Annotated in this window: 20 protein-coding genes; 2 read left to right on the forward strand and 18 right to left on the reverse strand. The window is 71.6% G+C overall.

Annotated features, from left to right (window positions below):
* Positions 1-67 precede the first annotated feature (67 nt).
* Both ACERMF_RS06625 and ACERMF_RS06630 read left to right on the forward strand, forming a co-directional pair.
* Positions 68-1726 (forward strand): PucR family transcriptional regulator, encoded by a 1659-nt coding sequence (locus tag ACERMF_RS06625; protein WP_373668247.1) that lies wholly within the window; start codon positions 68-70, stop codon positions 1724-1726.
* Entirely contained in the window at positions 1726-3096 is a 1371-nt protein-coding gene (locus tag ACERMF_RS06630) for an NAD(P)/FAD-dependent oxidoreductase (protein WP_373668248.1), read from the forward strand. Before ACERMF_RS06625 ends, ACERMF_RS06630 begins: the two co-directional genes overlap by 1 nt.
* 180 nt (positions 3097-3276) lie before the next feature.
* Here the strand turns inward: ACERMF_RS06630 and ACERMF_RS06635 are convergent, their stop codons facing one another.
* The 18 genes from ACERMF_RS06635 to prfA form a co-directional block, all read right to left on the reverse strand.
* The gene (locus ACERMF_RS06635; protein ID WP_373668249.1) at positions 3277-4107 is read right to left on the reverse strand and encodes a lysostaphin resistance A-like protein; all 831 of its coding nucleotides are present in this window, start codon (positions 4105-4107) and stop codon (positions 3277-3279) included.
* A complete protein-coding gene (locus tag ACERMF_RS06640; protein WP_373668250.1) occupies positions 4104-5828 on the reverse strand; it encodes a SpoIID/LytB domain-containing protein in 1725 nt (574 codons plus the stop codon). The genes ACERMF_RS06635 and ACERMF_RS06640 overlap by 4 nt, the downstream gene beginning before the upstream one ends.
* Positions 5821-7113 carry a UDP-N-acetylglucosamine 1-carboxyvinyltransferase gene (gene murA / locus ACERMF_RS06645; protein WP_373668251.1) on the reverse strand — a complete coding sequence of 431 codons (1293 nt, stop codon included), beginning with the start codon at positions 7111-7113 and terminating at the stop codon, positions 5821-5823. Before murA ends, ACERMF_RS06640 begins: the two co-directional genes overlap by 8 nt.
* An 89-nt stretch (positions 7114-7202) precedes the next feature.
* Positions 7203-7598 (reverse strand): ATP synthase F1 subunit epsilon, encoded by a 396-nt coding sequence (gene atpC, locus ACERMF_RS06650; RefSeq protein ID WP_373668252.1) that lies wholly within the window; start codon positions 7596-7598, stop codon positions 7203-7205.
* Complete coding sequence (gene atpD / locus ACERMF_RS06655) at positions 7598-9025, reverse strand: F0F1 ATP synthase subunit beta (protein WP_373668253.1); 1428 nt, start codon at positions 9023-9025, stop codon at positions 7598-7600. Before atpD ends, atpC begins: the two co-directional genes overlap by 1 nt.
* Positions 9026-9113: 88 nt before the next feature.
* Positions 9114-10001 carry a F0F1 ATP synthase subunit gamma gene (locus ACERMF_RS06660; protein ID WP_373668254.1) on the reverse strand — a complete coding sequence of 296 codons (888 nt, stop codon included), beginning with the start codon at positions 9999-10001 and terminating at the stop codon, positions 9114-9116.
* A gap of 27 nt (positions 10002-10028) precedes the next feature.
* Positions 10029-11642 carry a F0F1 ATP synthase subunit alpha gene (gene atpA, locus ACERMF_RS06665; RefSeq protein WP_373668255.1) on the reverse strand — a complete coding sequence of 538 codons (1614 nt, stop codon included), beginning with the start codon at positions 11640-11642 and terminating at the stop codon, positions 10029-10031.
* 80 nt (positions 11643-11722) lie between these two features.
* Positions 11723-12256: an ATP synthase F1 subunit delta gene (gene atpH / locus ACERMF_RS06670; RefSeq protein ID WP_373668256.1), complete on the reverse strand. Its 534-nt coding sequence runs from the start codon at positions 12254-12256 to the stop codon at positions 11723-11725.
* Positions 12257-12331: 75 nt separating this feature from the next.
* The gene (gene atpF / locus ACERMF_RS06675; RefSeq protein ID WP_373668257.1) at positions 12332-12871 is read right to left on the reverse strand and encodes a F0F1 ATP synthase subunit B; all 540 of its coding nucleotides are present in this window, start codon (positions 12869-12871) and stop codon (positions 12332-12334) included.
* Between the two features lie 8 nt (positions 12872-12879).
* Positions 12880-13083: an ATP synthase F0 subunit C gene (atpE, locus tag ACERMF_RS06680; protein ID WP_325231777.1), complete on the reverse strand. Its 204-nt coding sequence runs from the start codon at positions 13081-13083 to the stop codon at positions 12880-12882.
* Positions 13084-13152: 69 nt separating this feature from the next.
* Entirely contained in the window at positions 13153-13959 is an 807-nt protein-coding gene (atpB, locus tag ACERMF_RS06685; RefSeq protein WP_373668258.1) for a F0F1 ATP synthase subunit A, read from the reverse strand.
* Positions 13960-14412 (reverse strand): hypothetical protein, encoded by a 453-nt coding sequence (locus ACERMF_RS06690; protein WP_373668259.1) that lies wholly within the window; start codon positions 14410-14412, stop codon positions 13960-13962. It lies immediately after the preceding gene.
* Positions 14409-14780: an AtpZ/AtpI family protein gene (locus ACERMF_RS06695; RefSeq protein ID WP_373668260.1), complete on the reverse strand. Its 372-nt coding sequence runs from the start codon at positions 14778-14780 to the stop codon at positions 14409-14411. The genes ACERMF_RS06690 and ACERMF_RS06695 overlap by 4 nt, the downstream gene beginning before the upstream one ends.
* Before the next feature lie 147 nt (positions 14781-14927).
* The gene (locus tag ACERMF_RS06700; protein WP_373668261.1) at positions 14928-16079 is read right to left on the reverse strand and encodes a glycosyltransferase family 4 protein; all 1152 of its coding nucleotides are present in this window, start codon (positions 16077-16079) and stop codon (positions 14928-14930) included.
* Position 16080: 1 nt separating this feature from the next.
* Positions 16081-17370: a serine hydroxymethyltransferase gene (gene glyA, locus ACERMF_RS06705; protein ID WP_373668262.1), complete on the reverse strand. Its 1290-nt coding sequence runs from the start codon at positions 17368-17370 to the stop codon at positions 16081-16083.
* A 103-nt stretch (positions 17371-17473) separates the two neighbouring features.
* Positions 17474-18151, reverse strand: coding sequence for an L-threonylcarbamoyladenylate synthase (locus ACERMF_RS06710; protein WP_373668263.1), 678 nt, complete (start codon positions 18149-18151; stop codon positions 17474-17476).
* Between the two features lie 31 nt (positions 18152-18182).
* Entirely contained in the window at positions 18183-19040 is an 858-nt protein-coding gene (gene prmC, locus ACERMF_RS06715) for a peptide chain release factor N(5)-glutamine methyltransferase (RefSeq protein ID WP_373668264.1), read from the reverse strand.
* The gene (gene prfA / locus ACERMF_RS06720; protein ID WP_373668265.1) at positions 19037-20110 is read right to left on the reverse strand and encodes a peptide chain release factor 1; all 1074 of its coding nucleotides are present in this window, start codon (positions 20108-20110) and stop codon (positions 19037-19039) included. The genes prmC and prfA overlap by 4 nt, the downstream gene beginning before the upstream one ends.
* Positions 20111-20112: the final 2 nt, after the last annotated feature.

A 20112-nucleotide genomic window follows, 5' to 3' on the forward strand; every position in this document is an offset into this window, starting at 1 on the left:
CGGCCGATGCCGGGCTGGCGCACGGGGCCTAGCGTGCGCCCGGCGACCGACGGGAGGTGGCGCACCGGTGGCAGGGCTCGACATCCCGATCCGGGCCGCGGTTCCGATCGGGCGCATCGACTACGCTCGGCCGGTCGCCGACCGTGGGGGTCCTGTGCCGCTGTGGCCCTCGGAACTGCTCGCCGACCGCAGCCTCGGCCTCGAGATCGTCGCCGGCCGCGGCGGCCTGGACCGCCGCGGCCCGATCCGGTGGGCGCACATCTCCGACACGCCGGACCCGACGCCGTGGCTCGAAGGCGGCGAACTGCTGCTGACGACCGGCCTCGGCGTCCGGGACAGCGAGCACCTGCAGCAACGGCTCATCGCGGGTCTCGCCGCGCGCGGCGTCGTCGCGGTCGGCTTCGGCACCGGCGTGTCCCTCGACGAGGTGCCGCCGGCCATGGTCGCCGCCTGCGACGCCAACGACCTGCCACTGATCACGGTGCCCTACGAGGTGCCGTTCCTGGCCGTGACGCGCCGGGTGTCCAGCCACATGTACGAGGAGCACTTCGCGACGCTGCGCAGCGCGGTCACGCTGCACCGCCAGGTGCTCGCGGCCGTGGTGTCCGACCACGGCATCGGCGCGGTCCTGAGCACCGTCGGTCGCGCGATGCCGGGCGCGGCGCTGGTCGCGTTCGACTTCGCGGGGGCGGAACTGGGCCGTCACGACCCCGGAGGCCGGCTCGCCGACGTCGAACTCGGTCCACTGTGGCGGGCGGCCGCCGACGGCCCGGGCGGCGACGCCGGGGTCCTGCCGGACGGCCAGGCCCGCACGAGCGGGCCGGTCAGGATCGGCGACGAGCTCGAGGCCGTCGTCGTCGCGGTGACCGACGCGCCACTCCTCGAGCACGAGGTGCTGCTGTTCGAGCAGGGTCTGGCGGGGGTGTCGCTGGAGTTGTCGCGACGTCGTTCGGTCCGCGAGGCCCAACGGGCGCGGGTCGACGAACTGCTCGAGGAGACCGCGGCCGGCCGCAGCACGGCGGGACTGATCGCCCGCGCGTTGCGCCGCCTCGGTGTGTCCCCGCCCGCCGCGTTCCACGTCCTGTGCGTCGGCCGTCCAGACGGCGTCAGCGACGCGCACCTGTCCATGGTGGTCGAGGATGCGTTGCTGCCGCTCGGTCGGCCCGTGGTCGGCCACCTCGACGACGTCCTGTACGCGGTCGTGAGCGACGACGACGGCGACGAACTCGGTGACGCGGCGCAACGCGTCGTCGGGGCCATGCGCTCCCGCGGCTGGCCGTCCCCGCGGGTGGGACGCAGCCGTTCCAAGCAGGAACTCGACGCGCTCCGCGCGGCGATGCGCGAAGCCCACGTCGCCCTGTTGATCGACGATCCGGGTCCGATCCACGACGTGGACCAACTCGGCATCACCGGGCTGCTCGCCGGCATACGCGACGACCTGGGCGCGACCGACTTCGTGTCCCAGGTCCTCGGCCCGGTGCTGGAACACGATGCGCGCGAGTCGACCCACCTCGTCGACACGTTGCGGGCCTACCTCGCCCATGGCTGTCGGCCGGGCCCTGCGGCCGCCGAGCTGTGCGTGCACCGGCACACGCTGACCTACCGCCTGGACCGGGTCCGCGAGCTCACGGGTCGCGATCCACGCGGCGGCGAGCACCTGCTGGAGTACGGACTGGCATTGGAGTTGCACGCCCGCCAGGCCGCCGGCCGGGACGTGGAGCGCTGATGCCGGGCTTCTGGCTGGCGACATCGGGCGACGACCTGACCCCGCGCGACCCGCTGGACGGCGACGCGCGCGCCGACGTGGTCGTGGTCGGCGGCGGCTACACCGGACTGTGGACCGCGTGGTACCTCCTGGACCGGGACCCGGCCCTGGATGTCGTGGTGGTCGAGGCCGAGACGGTCGGCTTCGGCGCATCGGGTCGCAACGGCGCCTGGCTGTCGCCGGGACTGGGTGTCAGCCCCGCCGAGCTGGCCCGCCGCAGCTCGCCCGGCATCGCGGCCGACACCATCCGGGCCATGCGGGCCACGGTCGACGAGGTGGCCGACGTCTGCGTGCGGGTCGGGCTCGACGCCCAGGTCCGCAAGGGGGGGATCCTGCGCATCGCTCGCGGTCCGCACGAACGCCCGGCACTGGCCGCCGGCATGCAGACGATGCGCGACCTCGGCGTCGACGACGGCCTGACGGTGCTGGACGGGGACGAGCTCGGCGCGAGGGTCGCGGTGGCCGGCGCCGAGGGCGCGTTGTTCGATCCGCACGGTGCCACGGTGCACCCCGGCCGCCTCGTCCGCGGGCTCGGACGTCGTCTCGAGGCGCGCGGCGTCAGGATCGTCGAGGGCACGCGTGTGACCGACGTGCGCCCGGGACCGCCCTCGGCCGTGGTGGTCACCGGGCGGGGCGAGATCCGTGCCGAGGCGGTGGTGCTCGCCACGGAGGCATGGTTGCCGCAGCTTCCCGGGCGTGCCCGCGACGTCATGCCGCTGTACTCGCTGATCGTGCTGACCGAACCCGTCGACGACGCCCGCTGGCGCAGCATCGGCTGGCAGGGTCACGAGTGCCTGTCGTCGCACCGCTACACCGTGGACTACCTGTCCCGCACCGTCGACGGTCGGGTGCTGTTCGGCGGTCGAGGCGCGCCCTACCACTTCGGCTCCGCGGTCGCGCCGGCGTTCGATCGCCACGAGCCGACCCACGCCGAGCTACGACGCCAGCTGACGTCGTGGTTCCCGGACCTCGAGGGCGTCGGCATCGCACACGCATGGGGTGGTCCTCTGGCGATGCCTCGGGACTGGATGCCCGCGTTCCGCTTCGACCCACGCACCGGGATCGGCGCCGCGTACGGCTACACGGGACAGGGGGTGGCGACCACCAACCTGGCCGGTCGTGTGCTCGCCGACCTCATCGTGCACGGCGAGACCGAGTTCGCCGACCTGCCCATGGTCGGCCACCGCCCACGCCGCTGGGAGCCCGAGCCCCTGCGATGGCTCGCCGCCCGCTACCTGCAGACCGCCCTGGCGCGCCTCGATGCCGAGGCAGCCCGCACCGGCCGGGCACCCACCGGCCGCACGCTCGCCGAACGCCTCGTCCGCCACTGATCCCGGCCGCCCACGTTCCCCACATTCGTGCCCCGGCACGAAAGCCGGCGCCACCTCGCCCCCCGCACCCCGGCCGCGCTCCCACGTTCGTGCCCCGGAACGAAAGCCGGCGCCGCCTCGCCGCCCGCACCCCGGCCGCGCTCCCATTTTCGTGCCCCGGCACGAAAATGGTGTGGATGGTCAGACGGTGTCGACGAATTCGGCGCCCAGCAGGGTGAGCCCGACCGAGATGGCGTTGAAGACCGCGTGGGCGGCGATCGGCACGATCAGGCTGCCGAAGCGGTGCAGCGACCAGGCCAACGCGACGCCGAGGGTGAGCAGGCCCGCGCTGTAGAGCGGCTGGGTGACCTCGACGTGGACGGCCGCGAACACCAGGCCGGAGACGAGCGCGGCCGGCCACAGCCCGACCTTGCGCTTGAGCCCCTGGAACAGCACGCCCCGGAACGCCACCTCCTCGAGGAGCGGCGCCATGACGACGGCGGCGACGATGGCGAGGAAGGTGCTGATGCCCCCCTGGGTCAGCTCAGACAGCAGTTGCTGCTCGGGCGGGTCCACCGGGCCGATGAACTGCAGGATGGCGAGGATGAACGCGTTCACGCCGAGGAAGCCGGCGATGCCGACGACCACGCCGTAGGCCGCATGCAGCCCTGAAGGCCGCAGTGGTCCGAGCAGGCGCCAGGACAACCGGCCCCGGGCGGCGAGGTAGGCCAGGGCACCGCCGAGGCCGACCGCCTGGGCGACCACGACGAGCAGCAGCATCACCGGGCCGCTGTCGTCGTTGACGACGCCGAAGACGATGGCCGGCACGATGACGACGAACTGGGCCACCAGCGTCCACAGCACCAGCAGGGCGCCGTCCACCGCGGTGAACGGGACGGGGAACGCGTCGGCGGGGCGGGCACCGTCGCGACGCCCGCCGCCCGGCCACGCCGGGTCGAAGCGGTGGCCGGCGGCGCTCGGCGGCGGACCGCCCCCCGGTGCGGGAGGCGGCGGAACGGGGGGCTGACTCATGCCGATCTCCTGCGGGAGCGGTTGGCGAGAACGAGAAGGACGAGGAGGACGGCGACGACCGCGAGGGCGACGACGCGGGCCCGCGTGCCGCCGGCGGCGGCCCGGTCGCGCGTGTCCTCTGCGGCGGCCACGTCGTCGCGTGCGACGGTCACGGTGTACGGCGCCCCGTCCTCGGCACCGGCCGCGTCGCGGCCGAACAGGGTCAGCGTGTACTCGCCGGGGGCGACCGGGTCGCCCTGCGCGTCGTCGTACCGCCACGTCGCGGCATGGACGCCGGGGTCCGCGGCGCCGAGCTCGTTGACGAGGATCTCCCCGCCGTCCGCGTCCTGCACCACGAGTCGCAGCAGGGCCGGCTTGTTGATCTCGGCCTCGACCACCACGGCGTCGCCGAACTCGAGGCCGTCGGCGGCACGCGTCGCGGACACCTCGAGGTCGCGGTCGTGCCCGTCGGGCGGCGAGACGGACCACCCGTCGCCCTCACGCGCCACGGTCCACGTACCGAGCGCGGCCTCGGCGACGACAATGTCGCCGGCGACGAGACGCATCGACCGCGTCGGCCGGAGCGTGAACCGGTCGTCGACGTTGAGGCCGACCCGGACCCGGGAGGGGAGGTCGTCGGTGACGGTCGGTTCCCGGCCGTCGTAGTAGGCCGCGAGGATCTGACGGTAGTCCTGTCCGTCCTCGGCACGGCCGCGTGCGCCGTACTGGCTCATCCCGACGCCATGTCCCCAGCCGCGGCCCTCGAACGTGACCGCCTCGGCGTCGACCACGACCTCGAACCGACTGGAGGGCAGCGTCTCGGGCAGCCGTCGCAGACCGTCGCCGCGGATGCCGGGGAACTGGTCGGGATAGCGCTCGGCCGCGATGCGGCTGACGAACTCGCGGAAGGGCCGCACGCCGATCGTGACCTCGGTGCCGTCCTCGCCCACCACGGTGATGTCCCCGAACGGGTCGTGGAGACTGCCCTCGCGCCGCACGTCGGCGACCGGCGCCGCCCGGCCCAGCGTGTCCCCTCGGCCGATGATGTCGTCGAACTGGGCCCGGGTGAAGCGCACGGTCCACCGGTGGTAGGGGGACACGGCGTCCAGCGGATCGTCGGTGCCGACGAGGTACGGCCGCGGTCCCTCGTTCGGGAACACGAACTCGTTCGCGTACGTCTGGCCCCCGGAGGTCGAGAAGTAGCGCGCCAGGATCGGCCGTCCCTCCTCGTCGACGAGGACCTCACCCGCGGTGGCGTCCACGGCCTGCCGCCAGCGGGCGCCGAGGTCGTCGAGCTCGACGTCGGCGCCGCGGAACACCTGGCAGGCGACGGTCGCACAGATGTCGTAGTGGGTGAAGGTGCCGAGGCGGATCGAGTACCAGGCGTAGGTGCGGGCCGCGACGGCCTGGGCCTTGAGCGCCTCGAGGTGCCACCGCGGCGGCATCTCCGCCACCCCGGCGACGTAGTCGTCAAGGCCCAGTTCGTTGACCAACAGCGTTCCGGAGCTCCCGGCACGCATCTCGAGGGTGTCGAGGAAGCGCCGCGGGCCGCGTACGTCGTCGGTGATCTCGATGACCCCACCGGCGGCCTCGGCGCGCAGGACACCGGAAACGGTCTCGGCCGCGGCTGCAGGGGCGGACGGCACGAGCAGAACGGCGAGGAGCGCGCACAGCGACGCGAGCGTCACCGTCACCGGTGCCGGTCGGCCGCCAACCCCGCCGACGCCGTCGCGGTCAGCCATCCACATCGGCGGCGGGCACCCGTTCGACATCGGCGCCCAGCGCCTGCAGTCGCGGGATGAAGTCCGCATACCCGCGGTCGACGTGGTGGACGTCGCGCACGATGGTCTCGCCACGCGCGACCAGGCCGGCCAGGGTGCCCGCCGCGCCGGCCCGCACGTCGAGTCCCGTGAAGGTCGCCCCGACGAGCGGCGCAGGACCGCGGATCAGGGCGTGGTGGCCGTCGATCTGGATGTCGGCCCCCATCCGCGCGAGTTCGGCGACGAACGAGAACCGGGACTCGAAGACGTTCTCGGTGCAGCGCGACGTGCCGTCGGCCTGCGTGAGCAGCACCATCATCTGCGGCTGCAGGTCGGTCGGGAAGCCCGGGTAGGGCAGCGTGACGAAGTCGACCGGGTCGAGGTCACCGGCCTTCACCCGCAGCGAGTCCCCGCCCTCCTCGACCGCCACACCGGCGGCGCGCAGCTTCAGCAGCGGCAGCGTCAGGTCGGCCGGGCGGACGCGCTCGATGACGACGTCGCCGCCGGTCAGTGCGGCGGCGACGGCGTAGGTGCCGGCCTCGATGCGGTCGGGGCAGGTCTCCCAGCTGATCGGCGCGAGACGGTCGACGCCCTCGATCTCGAGCGTCGGTGACCCGATCCCGTCGATGCGTGCCCCCATCGCCTCGAGCATGCGGCACAGGTCCTGGATCTCGGGTTCCCGGGCGGCGTTGTCGAGCACCGTGGTGCCGTCGGCGAGCACGGCGGCCATGACGAGGTTCTCGGTGGCGCCGACGCTCGGGAAGTCGAGGGTGAGGATCGCTCCGTGCAGTTCGCGGGCGCGCACCTCGATCTCGTCGGCGCGCTCGTCGACCTCGGCACCCATCGCGACCAGGCCGCGGACGTGCATCTCGATGCTTCGGGCACCGATCTTGTCCCCGCCGGGCAGCGCGATCCTCGCCCGGCGCAGTCGGCCGACGAGCGGCCCGAGACACGAGATGGAGGCGCGGATGCGGGTGACCGCGTCACGTGGCGGACACCAGTCCGGCTCGTCGGTGGCGTCGATCGTGCAGCGCTCGTTCGGCAGGTCGAGATCGACGTCGAGACCGATGCCGCGCAGGACGTCGGCCATGACCGGCACGTCCGCGATGCGAGGGATCGCCGACAGCTCCAGCTTGCCGTCGCACAGGATCGCGGCCGCCATGAGCTTGAGCGCGGAGTTCTTGGCGCCCGACAGCCGGACGGTGCCCCGTAGCGGGGCGCCGCCGCGGACGACGAAGACGTCGGAGGAGGAGGTGGGATCCAGCATGTCGATCGAGACTACCGGCGGCCACGGCGCCTCGGACGCCGCGTCCGCGGACGCATGACGGGCGATCCGCGACGACGGACGGCCGCGGGTCAGCCGCCGGCGACGGCGACGCGGGTCCGGGCGCGCTGCAGGGACGCACGCGCGACGGGGTCCTCGCCGTCGGCGAGTTCGGCCTCGAGCTCACGCAGACGCGCCTGTGCACGCGCGGCGTCGATCTGGCTGGCCGGTTCGGCGATGTCGGCGAGCACGATGATCTTCTCGCGGCCGACGTAGAGCAGTCCGTGGTGGACGGCGATGGTCTCCCACGAGTCGTCCTCGAGCTTGACCCGCACCGGCGCGATGTCGAGCTCGATCAGTGCGGGCTGGTGGCCGGGCAGGATGCCGATCTCGCCCTCGACGGAGCGTGCGTACAGCTCCTTGGCGTCGGCGGAGAGCACGTGGCGCTCCGCCGACACCACCTCGACGTGCATCGTGGAGGCAGCCATCAGTTGCCCAGTTCCTTGGCCCGGCGCAGGACGTCGTCGACGCCGGCGGAGTAGAGGAATGCCTGCTCGGGGATGTCGTCGAGCTCGCCCTCGATGAGCGCCTTGAAGCCCTCGATGGTGTCCTTGACGGGGACGTAGACGCCCGGGTTGCCGGTGAACTGCTCGGCGACGTAGAAGTTCTGCGAGAAGAACCGCTGCGCCTTGCGGGCACGGGCGACCGTGACCTTGTCCTCCTCGGAGAGCTCGTCGATACCGAGGATGGCGATGATGTCCTGCAGGTCCTTGTAGCGCTGCAGGACCTCCTGGGTCCCCGTCGCGACCCGGTAGTGCTCTTCGCCGACGATCGCGGGGTCGAGGATGCGCGAGGTCGAGTCGAGCGGGTCGACGGCCGGGTAGATGCCCAGCGACGCGATGTCGCGGGAGAGCACCGTCTGCGCGTCGAGGTGGGCGAAGGTCGTGTGCGGCGCCGGGTCGGTGATGTCGTCAGCGGGCACGTACACGGCCTGCAGCGAGGTGATCGAGCGGCCCTTGGTCGAGGTGATCCGCTCCTGCAGCTGGCCCATCTCGTTGGACAGCGTCGGCTGGTAGCCGGCGGCCGACGGCATGCGGCCGAGCAGGGTCGAGACCTCCATGCCGGCCTGGACGAACCGGAACACGTTGTCGACGAACAGCAGCACGTCCTGGCGCATCTCGTCGCGGAAGTACTCCGCCATCGTCAGTGCCGACAGCGCCACGCGCAGACGCACGCCCGGCGGCTCGTCCATCTGACCGAAGACGAGCGCGGCCTTGTCGAGCACGCCCGAGTCGCGCATCTCGAGCAGGAGGTCGTTGCCCTCGCGGGTGCGCTCCCCGACGCCGGCGAACACCGACACACCACCGTGCTGCTGGGCGACGCGGTTGATCATCTCCTGGATGACGACGGTCTTGCCGACGCCGGCGCCGCCGAACATGCCGATCTTGCCGCCCTGCACGTAGGGCTCGATCAGGTCGATGACCTTGATGCCGGTCTCGAACATCGTCGCCTGCGACTCGAGCTCGTCGAACGGCGGCGGGTCACGGTGGATGGGCCAGCGGGCGTCGGCCTGGATCGAGTCGGCGGGCGAGTCGAGCGGCTCGCCGAGGACGTTGTAGATGTGGCCGAGGATCCCCGGGCCGACCGGCACGGAGATCGGCGCGCCGGTGTCGATGACCGTGCCGCCGCGGGAGACGCCGTCGGTGGGCTGCATGCAGATCGCACGGACGCGGTGCTCACCGACGTGCTGGGCCACCTCGGCGGTCAGCGTGCGGGTCTCGCCCTCGTAGGTGCGCTCGAAGGTGAGCGCCGTGTTGATCTCGGGCAGCTCGCCGACCGCGAACTCCACGTCCACGACGGGGCCGATGACCCGCACGATGCGGCCTTCGTTCACACCGACGGTCTGGGTCGACATCTCTTGCTCCTTCATTGGGCGCCCGTGCTGGCGGCGACGCCTCGGTATCGAGCTCGTGGAAGCTGGTGCTGCGAAAAAGGTGGGGGATCTAGCCGGCCGAGAGGGCCTCGGCACCGCCGACGATCTCGGAGATCTCGGTGGTGATCTGGTCCTGGCGGGCCTGGTTCATGACGCGGGAGAGCTTGCCGGCGACCTCTTCGGCGTTGTCGGTCGCGGACTTCATGGCGCGCTGCCGCGACGCGTGCTCGGACGCGGCCGACTCGAGCAGGCTGTGGAACACCTTGGCGTCGATGTAGCGCGGGATGAGGGCGTCGAGCAGCTCGGCGGGGCTGGGCTCGAAGATGATCTCGGGGGCGATCTCGTCGCCGCCCGCGAACTCCTCGGTCTTGACCGGCAGCAGTTCCATGCGGACCGGCTGCTGGGTCAGCGACGACTTGAAGTCGGTGTAGACGACCCAGACCCGGTCGACCTGTCCCTCGGCGTAGCGGCGGGTGAGTTCCTCGGCGATGCCGGCGGCGGCGTCGAGTCGGGGCTCGTCGGACACGCCCTGCCAGGAGTTGACGGGGCGGCGCCCGCGGTAGGCGAAGTACCCGATGCCCTTCTTGCCGACGACGTACAGGTCGACCGTGTTGCCGTCGCCCTCCTCTTGGCGGATGGTGCGCTCGGCAGCCTTGATCACGTTGGCGTTGTAGGCGCCGGCAAGGCCACGGTCGGAGGTGTTGACGAGGACGGCGACCCGGCCGACGGGCTCGTCGGGCGTGCGCAGCAGGGGGTGGTTGCGCACCTCGTTGGCGAGCGCGAGCCCCTTGATGACCTCGGTGATCTGCTCGGCGTAGGGTCGTGCCTCCTGCACACGACGCTGCGCCTTGATGATCCGCGACGCGGCGATCATCTCCATGGCACGCGTGATCTTCTGCGTGCTCTTGACGGTCCTGATGCGCCGCCGCAGCAGTCGGATCTGGCCACTACCGGCCATGGGCGTCCCTTCTCGTGGTCAGACCGCTCAGGCCTCGACGGCCTCGCTGGTGGACGACATCGCGTCCCAGCCCTCGTTGCGGTCGTCCTCGGGCGCCTGCTCCGACGGCGTGAAACTCTGCTTGAACCCGTCGATCGCCGCGGACAGCTGCTCCCGCAGGTCGTCGGTGAGCTTCGAGGTCTTCAGCGCGTCGAGCAGGTCGGTGTGCCGGGACTGCAGGTACTCGTGCATGCCCGCTTCGAACCGGCGCACGTCGCCGACCGGGATGTCGTCGAGCTTGGCGTTGGTGACCGCGAAGATCGACGCCACCTGCAACGGCACGGACAGCGGCTGGTACTGGGGCTGCTTGAGGATCTCGACCACGCGCTGGCCCCGGGCGATCTGCTGCTGCGAGGCCTTGTCGAGGTCGGAGCCGAACTGGGCGAACGACTCGAGCTCGCGGAACTGCGCCAGCTCGAGGCGCACGGTGCCGGAGACCGCCTTCATCGCCGGACGCTGTGCGGCGCTGCCGACGCGCGAGACCGAGACACCGGCGTTCATGGCGGGGCGCTGGCCCTGGAAGAACAGGTCGGTCTCGAGGAAGATCTGCCCGTCGGTGATCGAGATGACGTTGGTCGGGATGTAGGCCGACACGTCGTTGGCCTTGGTCTCGACCAGCGGCAGCGCCGTCATGGACCCGCCACCGAGCTCGTCGTTGAGCTTCGCGGCGCGCTCCAGCAGACGGCTGTGCAGGTAGAAGACGTCGCCGGGGTAGGCCTCACGGCCCGGGGGGCGGCGCAGCAGCAGCGACAGCTGACGGTAGGCGTCGGCCTGCTTCGACAGGTCGTCGTAGATGATCAGGGCGTGCTCACCCTTGTACATCCAGTTGGCGCCGATGGCCGCGCCGGCGTACGGCGCGATGTACTGGAACGGCGCCGGCGAGGAGGCGGGAGCGGTGACGACGGTGGTGTACTCCATCGCCCCGTGCCGCTCGAGCGTCGAGACGACCTCGGCCACGGTGGAGTTCTTCTGCCCGACCGCGACGTAGATGCACTTGACGGCTTCGGGCGTACCCCACAGCTGCTTCTGGTTGATGATCGTGTCGATGGCGATCGCCGTCTTGCCGGTCTGGCGGTCACCGATGATCAGCTCGCGCTGGCCGCGACCGATCGGGGTCATGATGTCGATGACCTTGATGCCGGTCTGCAGCGGCTCACCCACCGGCTGGCGGTCCACGACGCCTGGCGCCTGGACCTCGAGCGGGCGCTGCCCGTCGATGCGCGACTGGTCGATCGGGCCCTTGCCGTCCAGCGGGCGGCCGAGCGGGTCGATGACCCGTCCGAGCATCGCGTCACCGACCGGGATCGACAGGACGCGCTCGGTGCGCTTGACGCTCTGGCCCTCTTCGATGCGGGCGGCGTCGGCGAACACCGCCGCACCGATCTCGTGCTCGTCGAGGTTCATGGCCATGCCGAAGACGCCACCGCCGAAGTCGAGCAGCTCGTTGGCCAGGGTCCCCGGCAGGCCGGAGACGCGGGCGATGCCGTCACCGGTCTCGAGCACGCGTCCGACCTGCTCGGTGGCGAGGCCCGGCTCGTAGCCCTCGAGCATCTGCTGGATCGCGGAGGTGATGTCCTCCGAGCGGATCGTGAGGTCAGCCATCTCGTATGTCCTCTGGGTCGCCCCCACGGGGCGGTGTGTCGGATCCCGATACCCCGTCCCGGGGCCTCGGTGCGTGGCGGTCAGCGGCCGACGCGGGTGCGCAGGTCCTGCAGGCGACGGGCGACGGAACCGTCGATCACGGTGTCGCCGATCTTGGCGCGCACCCCGCCGACGACGGTCGGGTCGACGTGCACCTGGACGTCGAGGCGCTTGCCGGTCGTCCGCTCGAGCGCCTCGATGAGCGCCCGCTGGCGTGGCTCGTCGAGCGGCGCCGCGACGTAGACCTCGGCGACCTCGCGGTTGCGGAGCTCCGCGGCCTTCTCGGACACGGCGTCGGCGATCGCGGTCAGCTCGTTCGCGCGGTCGGCGGCGATGATCATCGCCAGCGCGCTGCGCGTGACGGGGTGCGCCGCCTGCAGCACGTCGGACTCGACGAACTTCAGTCGCTGCCCGACGGGCAGGTGGATGTCGGTGAGTCGTTGCCGCAGGTCGTCGCTGGCATCCACCGCGCTGGCGATGGTGCGCAGCTCGTTGCCGACGGCGTCGAGCGCGCCCTCGCCCTCGGCGAGTGCGACGACGGCCTGCGCGTAGGCGCCCGTCCGTTCGGTCGTCATGTGCCGGTCCTCGTTGGTCCGGTCCGCGTCACCCACCCGTCGAGATGTGTCTTCGACGGGTACGGCGACGGCGGGTCAGTTCTGGCTGGCCAGTCGCTGGATGTAGTCGTCCACCAGCGACTGGTGGGTCGTGGCGTCGAGCTCGCGTTCGACGATGCGCGAGGCGAGTTCGACGGACATGGCACCGACCTGGGTGCGCAGTTCCTGCAGGGCGCGGTCCCGCTCGGCGTTGATGTCGGCCTGGGCCCGCTCGACGATCGCCGCCGCCTCGGCCTCGGCCTTGGCGACGATGTCACGTCGAAGCGTCTCGGCCGTCACCTTGGCTTCCTCGATGATGGCGTTGGCCTCACCGCGGGCGTCGGCGATCTGCGCGTCGAAGCTGCGACGGGCCTCCTCGGCCTCGACCAGCTTCGCGTCGGCCTCCTCCATCTTCCCCTGGATCGCGGCGGAGCGGTCGTCGAGGACCTGGTTCGCCTTGGGGAACACGAACTTGTACATGAAGGCCAGCAGCAACAGGAACGCGACCGACCCCCAGATCAGCTCCGCCGCATCGGGCAGGAGCTGGAAGCCCTCCGCCTCACCTTCGGCGGCAACCGCGAGGATGGTGGTCAGCATGGTCACTCCTAGATGGCGAAGGCGAGCACGAACCCGAGCAGCGCCAGCGCCTCGACCACGGCGATGCCGATGAACATCGTGGTGCGGACCATGCCCGCCGCTTCGGGCTGGCGGGCCATCGACTCGATGGCCTTGCCGATGAGGATGCCGAGGCCGATGCCGGGGCCGAGCGTTGCGAACCCGTACACGACGCCGTTACCGAGGTTCTCCATCTGTTCTCTGTTCCTCCTTGCGGCGCCGGTTCGGCGACGCGTGGTTTGTCACGTCTTGGGACGTGATGGTCAGTGCGCCGGCTCCACGGAAGAGCTGATGTAGACGGCGGTCAACATGGTGAAGATGTAGGCCTGCAGCACGATGATGACGAGCTCGAAGCCGAACACCAGGGGCGAGGCGACCAGGCCGACGATGCCGATGGGCAGGCCGGGTCGCGGGTACAGGAACACGTGGACCGTCACCAGCGTGATGACCACGAGGATGTGGCCGGCGACCATGTTGGCGAAGAGTCGTACCGCCAGGGTGAACGGTCGCAGGACGAGGTTGGAGAGCAGCTCCAGCGGGGTGAGGATGAGGTAGAGCGCCTTCGGTACCCCCGGCGGGAACGCCATCTCCTTGAAGTAGTGCCCCGCGCCCTGCTCCTTGATGCCGGCGCCCACGTAGGTCAGCCAGGCCACGATCGCGAAGAACGCCGGCCAGGCCATCCGCGAGGTCGGCGGCAGCATGAAGATCGGCGTGATCTTGGCGAGGTTGAGGAACAGGATCGCGAGGAAGAAGGTCGTCAGCAGCGGGACGTAGGCCGCACCCTTGGGGCCGATGATCTCGAGCGCGATGTTGCGTACGAACTCGATGATGCTCTCGCCCACCGACTGCATCTTGCTGGGCACGATCTTCGGGTTCTTGAACGCCGCCCACATCAGCAGGCCCGCCACCAGCGTCATGATCCAGGCGATCAGGATGGTGCGGTTGATCGACAGGTCGAGCCCGCCGATGCTGAACTCGATCAGCGTGGGCATGTCGAACAGCGCGTTGATGTTGTCGAAGGCGCCGTCGAACTCCCCGCCGTATTCGGCGGCGGCAAGAATCGGTGTCACTTATCGACTCCGTGTCGTGTCCAACGCCGCCGTGTGGCTGGCGTCTGCGTCGATCCAGAACAAGCGCGGCATGCGCGACAGTGCCCGCAGCTCGTACGCGAGGGTGAGCGCGACCGCCACCGCGGTGGCAAGCGCGAGGCTGGTCCGGTGCACCCAGGCCACCTGCGCGAGCACGCTCAGTGCGGCAGCGTAGAGGATCAGGCGTCCGACCATGGCACCGGCGAGCACACCGAGCGCGCTGCCCGCGCCCCGACGGGCCAGCCAGGCCAGGACGGCGGTGGAGACCCCGAAGAGCACGGCGACGAATCCGACGCCGATCAGGGCACTCAGTCCGGCGACCGGTCCCGCGAGCAGCGAGGCGGCCGTGACCACGACGACGGCGACGAGGCCCAGCACGCGCAGGGTGCCGCGCAGCAGGTCGTCGGCGGCGTCGGCCACCGGGGCACCGCTCACTCGGCACCTCCGGTCGGCATCGCCGGACCCCGGCCCGCCGCGAGGGCGCGGGTGCGCTCCTCCTCGGCGTTCATGCGCTCGCCACGCAGGTAGACCAGGTACAGGCCCGCGAAGTTGCCGATGAGGCCACCGATCACGAGGAACCAGGGCGGGGTCCCCAGCCACCGGTCGACCAGCCACCCGAGGCCGGCCCACAACAGGATCGCCGAGATGAGTTCGACGCTCATGACGTTGGCATGGTCGAGCCCACGCAACGAGCGCCGGAAGGAGTCGCTGAGCACCCCCTGCGTGGCGACCGTGGGATCACGACGGACCGCCGCGCGCGCATCGGGACGCGCGTCGGCAGCATCGGAATCGGGGAGGGCCAAGAGACAGGTCCGGGTGTCGTCGAGCGACAGCGCAGGGCGGCGAACAGCAAAGAAGCGCGCTCGACCCCGCGTAGCGGGCCGCACGCTACCAATTCGGTCCCTGGACCGCCAACGCCGGGCTGGCGCGCAGGCGGCTTCCGCACCCGTTCACGCGCTCGTGGTGCGCCGCTCCTCGAGTTCGGTCACCGGCTCCTGCGCCCGGCCGGTCCGGGTGCCGAGGGCGGTCAGGGCGAGGCCGACGCCGGCGGCGACCAGCAGCCAGGGCAGCAGCCGGACCAGCGGCACGAAGGTGGGGCCGACGGAGCCGAAGGCGAGCAGCGCCGACCAGTAGTACAGCACCAGCACGGCGCGGCGGTGGGAGTGCCCGAACGCCAGCAGCAGGTGGTGCAGGTGCCCCCGGTCGCCGACGGCCAGCGGCCGGCGTTGCAGTGCGCGACGCACGATCGCGAACGCGGAGTCCAGGAACGGGATGGCGAGCACGAGCACCGGGACCAGCAGCGGGATCGAGCCGTAGAAGTCGGTGTTGGACGGCGAGGTCGACCGGGCCGTGTACGACACGCCGGCGGTGCCCAGCAGCAGGCCGAGCAGCATCGCCCCCGTGTCCCCCATGAAGATGCGGGCGGGATGCCAGTTGTGCACCAGGAAGCCGGCCCCGATGCCGGCGACGGCCGCGGCGACCAGCATCGCGGAGGCGGGGACGCCCTCGCGCAGTCCGGAGCCCTCGGTGGCGGCGGCGAACAGGAAGAAGGCGACGGCCGCGATGACGCAGACCCCCGCCGCCAGGCCGTCGAGTCCGTCGATCAGGTTGACGGCGTTGATCATGGCGACCAGGGCGAGGATGGTCAGCGGCAGCCCGAGGTCCGACGACAGGGCGACGATGTCGACCCCGGGGACCCAGACGTAGACCACCTGCACCCCGAAGAGCACCACGCCCAGGGCGGCCACGATCTGGCCGGCCAGCTTGACCGTGGGAGGGAGCCCGACGAGGTCGTCGGCGATGCCGACCAGCACGATGACCGCGCATCCGACCAGGACCGCGAGCGGCTCGGAGGTCGAGGCGAACAGTTCGTTGAACGGGTCACCGAGCAGGGCGGCGACGGCCAGTGCCGCGAGCAGGCCGGCGAACATGGCCAACCCGCCGAGCGTCGGCACCGCCTGACGGTGGACGCGGCGCGCGTCGTTGGGCGTGTCGATCGCCCCCAGCCGGCGGGCGAGGCGCGCGACGAAGGGGGTCACACCGGCCGTCACCACCGCCGCCGTCAGGGCGACGACGAGATGCGGGATGAAGGCCTGGTACACGTCAGCGCTGCCGCGCCGGCGGCACGGGACCCGCCTGCGGGTAGGCGGGGAACGCGGTGACCAGTTCGGTCACCTCGGCCAGCACCCGGCCACGGTCGGCGTCCGAGCCGGTGAGCGCCCGGTCGACGAGATCGGCGATCCTGACCATCTCGTCCGGACCCATGCCCTGCGTGGCGACGCAGGAGGCGCCGGCGCGGATGCCGGAGGCGACCGCAGGCGGGTTGGTGTCGAACGGGATGGCGTTCTTGTTGAGCACGATCCCGGCCGCGTCGCAACGCGCCTCGGCCTCGGCACCCGTCAGCCCACGGGGCGTGACGTCGGCGAGGAACAGATGCGTGTCGGTGCCGCCCGAGGTGATCCGGTACCCGCGTTCGACCAGCGCCTGCGCCAGCGTGCGGGCGTCGTCGAGGATCCGCTGACCGTACTCCTTGAAGCCGGGCTCCATCGCCTCCTTGAGCGCGACGGCCTTGGCGGCGATCACGTGCTCGAGCGGCCCACCCTGGGTTCCCGGGAAGACGGCCTTGTCGATGGGCTTCGCCCACTGCTCGTTGGTGAGGATGATCGCCCCACGAGGCCCGCGGAGCGTCTTGTGGGTCGTGAAGGTGACGATGTCGCAGTACGGGACCGGGCTCGGGTGGACGCCGGCAGCGACCAGGCCGATGAAGTGCGCCGCGTCACACATCAGGACCGCGCCGACCTCGTCGGCGATGGCGCGGAAGCCCTCGAAGTCGAGTTGGCGCGGGTAGGCCGACCAGCCGGCGATGATCAGCTTGGGACGGTGCTCGAGCGCCAGGCGACGGACCTCGTCCATGTCGATGGTGTGGTCGTCCTCGCGTACGCCGTAGGAGACGACGTCGAACCACTTGCCGGAGAAGTTGATCGCCATGCCGTGGGTGAGATGCCCGCCGTGGGGCAGCGACATGGCCAGGACCTTCTCGCCCGGGGCGACCGTGGCGAAGTAGGCCGCGATGTTGGCGCTGGCACCCGAGTGCGGCTGGACGTTGGCGTGATCGGCGCCGAACAGCTGCTTCGCGCGGTCGATCGCGAGCTGTTCGAGCGGGTCGACCGCCTCCTCGCAGCCCCCGTAGTACCGGCGGCCGGGATAACCCTCGGCGTACTTGTTGGTGAGCACCGACGCCTGCGCCGCCATCACGGCGGGCGACGCGAAGTTCTCGCTGGCGATCAGCTGCAGCTTGCTGCGCTGGCGGTCGAGTTCGGTGAGCAGTCCGTCGGCGACCTCGGGGTCGAGGTCGCGCAACTGGTCGAAGTCCGGACCCCAGAAGGTGCTCAAGACAGGCTCCACGTCGAGGAGAGGTGCGCGACGGCACCGTGGACGGCCGAGCCAATCTACCCCTGCCCGTCCCGGTGGTCACCCCCGGACGAGGCGGCCCTCGTCACGCGTCCCGGTCGTCGGGCATCGTCGCGGCGAAGGGATCGAGTTCGCCGCGCGCCACCTTCAGGACCTCGGCGCTGTCGAGCGGTCCGTCGCGCAACACGTGCGGTTGCCGGCGGGTGAGGTCGACGACGGTGGATGCGGACCGGCCAGGACGCGCACCGTCGTCGAGGTAGAGCTCGACCGCCTCGCCGAGCTGGTCGCGGGCCGCTTCGGCGGTGGTGGGCGCCGGCCCACCGCGGCGGCTGGCCGCCGTCGACGCGACCGGACCCACCGCCCGGACGACGGCCAGGGCCAGGTCGTCGAGCGGCATGCGGACGGCCACGGTGCCCTCGGTGCGACCCAGTTCCCACCGCAGGTTCGGTTCGGCGTGCAGCACGATGGTGAGCGGCCCGGGCCAGTACGCGGCGACGAGGCGTTCGGCGGCCTCCGGCACGATCGTGGTGAGGCCGGCCAGCTGCTTGGGCGAGCGGACCAGGACCGACAGCGGAACGCGCCGGGGCTGCTCGCGTGCGGCGAAGAGCCGGCCGGTGCCCTGGGCGTTGAACGCGTCCGCGGCGACTCCGTAGAACGTGTCGGTCGGCAGCACGACGAGCTCGCCGCGGCGCAGCACCTCCGTGGCGCGCAGCACCGCCTCCTCGCGGGCGTCACCGGTGACGTCGAGCAGTTCGCCAGGCACGTGGGCCGCACTCCTGTTTCGTCGGACGACGCTACCGCGCGCGGCGGGCCACGACGGCGCGGTCGGCGCCGGTGAGGTCACGCACGACGTCGACGGCCGTCAGGCCCACCGCGGTCGCGGCGGCGCGGGCGTCCCCGGCCCGGCGGTCGTCGATCTCGAGCACGACCAGGCCTCCCGGCCGCAACCACGCCGTGGCGTCGGCCAGCAGGCGCTCGACGACCTCGTGGCCGTCGGTGCCCCCGACCAGCGCCCGGTCGGGGTCGTGGTCGGCGACCTCGGGCTGCCAGCTGCCGCGGTCCGACGCCGGGAGGTAGGGCGGGTTGGCGACCAGGACGTCGATCCGGCCCCGCAGCTCGGGCGCGAGCGGCGCCAGCAGGTCCCCGTCCAGGATCTCGACCTGGTCGGCCACCAGCGGCGCGCCGGCCTCGCCGGCAAGGACCCGCCCGAGGTTGTCGCGCGCCGTCGCCACGGCCCGTGGGTCGACGTCGGTGGCCACGATCCGGGCACCGGACACCTCGACCGCCACGGACAAGGCGATGGCGCCGGTCCCGGTGCAGGGTTCGGCCACGATCGCCGCGCCGTGGCGGCGCGCCTCGTCGATGGCGACGCCGGCGACGATCTCCGTCTCGGGTCGCGGGATGAAGACCCCCGGCGCGCAACGCAGCTCGAGTTCGCGGAACCAGGTCCGCCCGAGCACCAGCTGCAGCGGTTCCCGGTCGGCACGGCGGGACACGAGACCGTCGAGGAGTGCCGCACCGCAGCCGTCGCAGCTGCCGGCGACGGCGACGACGTGTTCGACCAGCAGCCGTGCGTCGACGCGGGGGCTGGGCACGCCGGCGGCCGCGAGCCGCTCGGTCACCTGCCGAATGCGCTCGTGGTCGCGGCTCACCCCTCGTCCTGGATCGACGCCAGCCGTGACTCACGCTCCGCCTGCCGCAGGGCGCCGACCACCTCGTCGAGGTCGCCGCCGAGGAGATCGGCGAGGTTGTGCACCGTCAGTCCGATCCGGTGGTCCGTGACGCGGCTCTGAGGGAAGTTGTAGGTCCGGATCTTCTCGGAGCGGTCGCCGGTGCCGATCTGGCCGGACCGGGCGTCGGCGCGTTGCTGCGCCTGCCGGTCCTGCTCGGCCTGCAACAGGCGCGACCGGAGGATGCGCATCGCCTTGTCCCGGTTCTGGTGCTGCGACTTCTCGTCCTGGCACGAGACGACCAGGCCGGTCGGGAGATGGGTGATCCGTACGGCGGAGTCGGTGGTGTTGACGCTCTGGCCGCCCGGGCCGGACGAGCGGTAGACGTCGATGCGCAGGTCGTTGGTGTTGACCTCGACGTCCACTTCCTCGGCGGCGGGCAGCACCGCGACCGAGGCGGTGGAGGTGTGGATGCGCCCCTGCGATTCGGTGGCCGGGACGCGCTGCACGCGGTGCACCCCCGACTCGTGCTTGAGGTGGGCGTAGGCGCCGCGGCCGACGATCTCCAGGATCGCCTCCTTCACGCCGCCGATACCGGAGGCCGACTCGGACAACAACTGTGTCCGCCATCCCTGCCGCTGCGCGTACCGGAGGTACATCTCGCGCAGCTCCGCGGCGAACAACCCCGCTTCGTCGCCGCCCGCGGCGGCGCGGACCTCGACGATGACGTCCTTGTCGTCGTTTGGGTCGGTGGGGACCAGCAGCAGCTTCAGCTGCTCTTCGAGCGCGGCACGCCTGGCGGCGAGCTCGTCGAGTTCCGCCTTGGCGAGGTCGGCCTCGTCACCGGCGGACTCGGCCAGCATCTCGGTCGCGGCCTCGACGTCCTCACCGGTCTGACGCCAGTCGCGGTACGCGGCGACCACCTCGGCGATCTCGGCGTGCTGCTTCGCGATGGTCGTGTAGCGCTGGCCGTCGGAGACCACCTCGGGGTCGGACAACTGCGCTTCGAGGTCGCGGAACCGGGCCTCGAGCTGCTCGAGCTTGTCGAACACCG

This window comes from Egicoccus sp. AB-alg6-2, from assembly GCF_041821025.1.
Classification (GTDB): domain Bacteria; phylum Actinomycetota; class Nitriliruptoria; order Nitriliruptorales; family Nitriliruptoraceae; genus Egicoccus.

Bases quoted from the DNA above. Each gene is read 5' to 3' on its own strand.
- ACERMF_RS06660 (WP_373668254.1), bottom strand. From the start codon at position 10,001: ATGGCCGGTAGTGGCCAGATCCGACTGCTGCGGCGGCGCATCAGGACC.
- atpH (WP_373668256.1), bottom strand. From the start codon at position 12,256: ATGACGACCGAACGGACGGGCGCCTACGCGCAGGCCGTCGTCGCACTC.
- ACERMF_RS06640 (WP_373668250.1), bottom strand. From the start codon at position 5,828: ATGGCTGACCGCGACGGCGTCGGCGGGGTTGGCGGCCGACCGGCACCG.
- ACERMF_RS06630 (WP_373668248.1), top strand. From the start codon at position 1,726: ATGCCGGGCTTCTGGCTGGCGACATCGGGCGACGACCTGACCCCGCGC.
- atpE (WP_325231777.1), bottom strand. From the start codon at position 13,083: ATGGAGAACCTCGGTAACGGCGTCGTGTACGGGTTCGCAACGCTCGGC.
- atpA (WP_373668255.1), bottom strand. From the start codon at position 11,642: ATGGCTGACCTCACGATCCGCTCGGAGGACATCACCTCCGCGATCCAG.
- atpF (WP_373668257.1), bottom strand. From the start codon at position 12,871: ATGCTGACCACCATCCTCGCGGTTGCCGCCGAAGGTGAGGCGGAGGGC.
- ACERMF_RS06635 (WP_373668249.1), bottom strand. From the start codon at position 4,107: ATGAGTCAGCCCCCCGTTCCGCCGCCTCCCGCACCGGGGGGCGGTCCG.
- atpD (WP_373668253.1), bottom strand. From the start codon at position 9,025: ATGTCGACCCAGACCGTCGGTGTGAACGAAGGCCGCATCGTGCGGGTC.
- murA (WP_373668251.1), bottom strand. From the start codon at position 7,113: ATGCTGGATCCCACCTCCTCCTCCGACGTCTTCGTCGTCCGCGGCGGC.
- atpC (WP_373668252.1), bottom strand. From the start codon at position 7,598: ATGGCTGCCTCCACGATGCACGTCGAGGTGGTGTCGGCGGAGCGCCAC.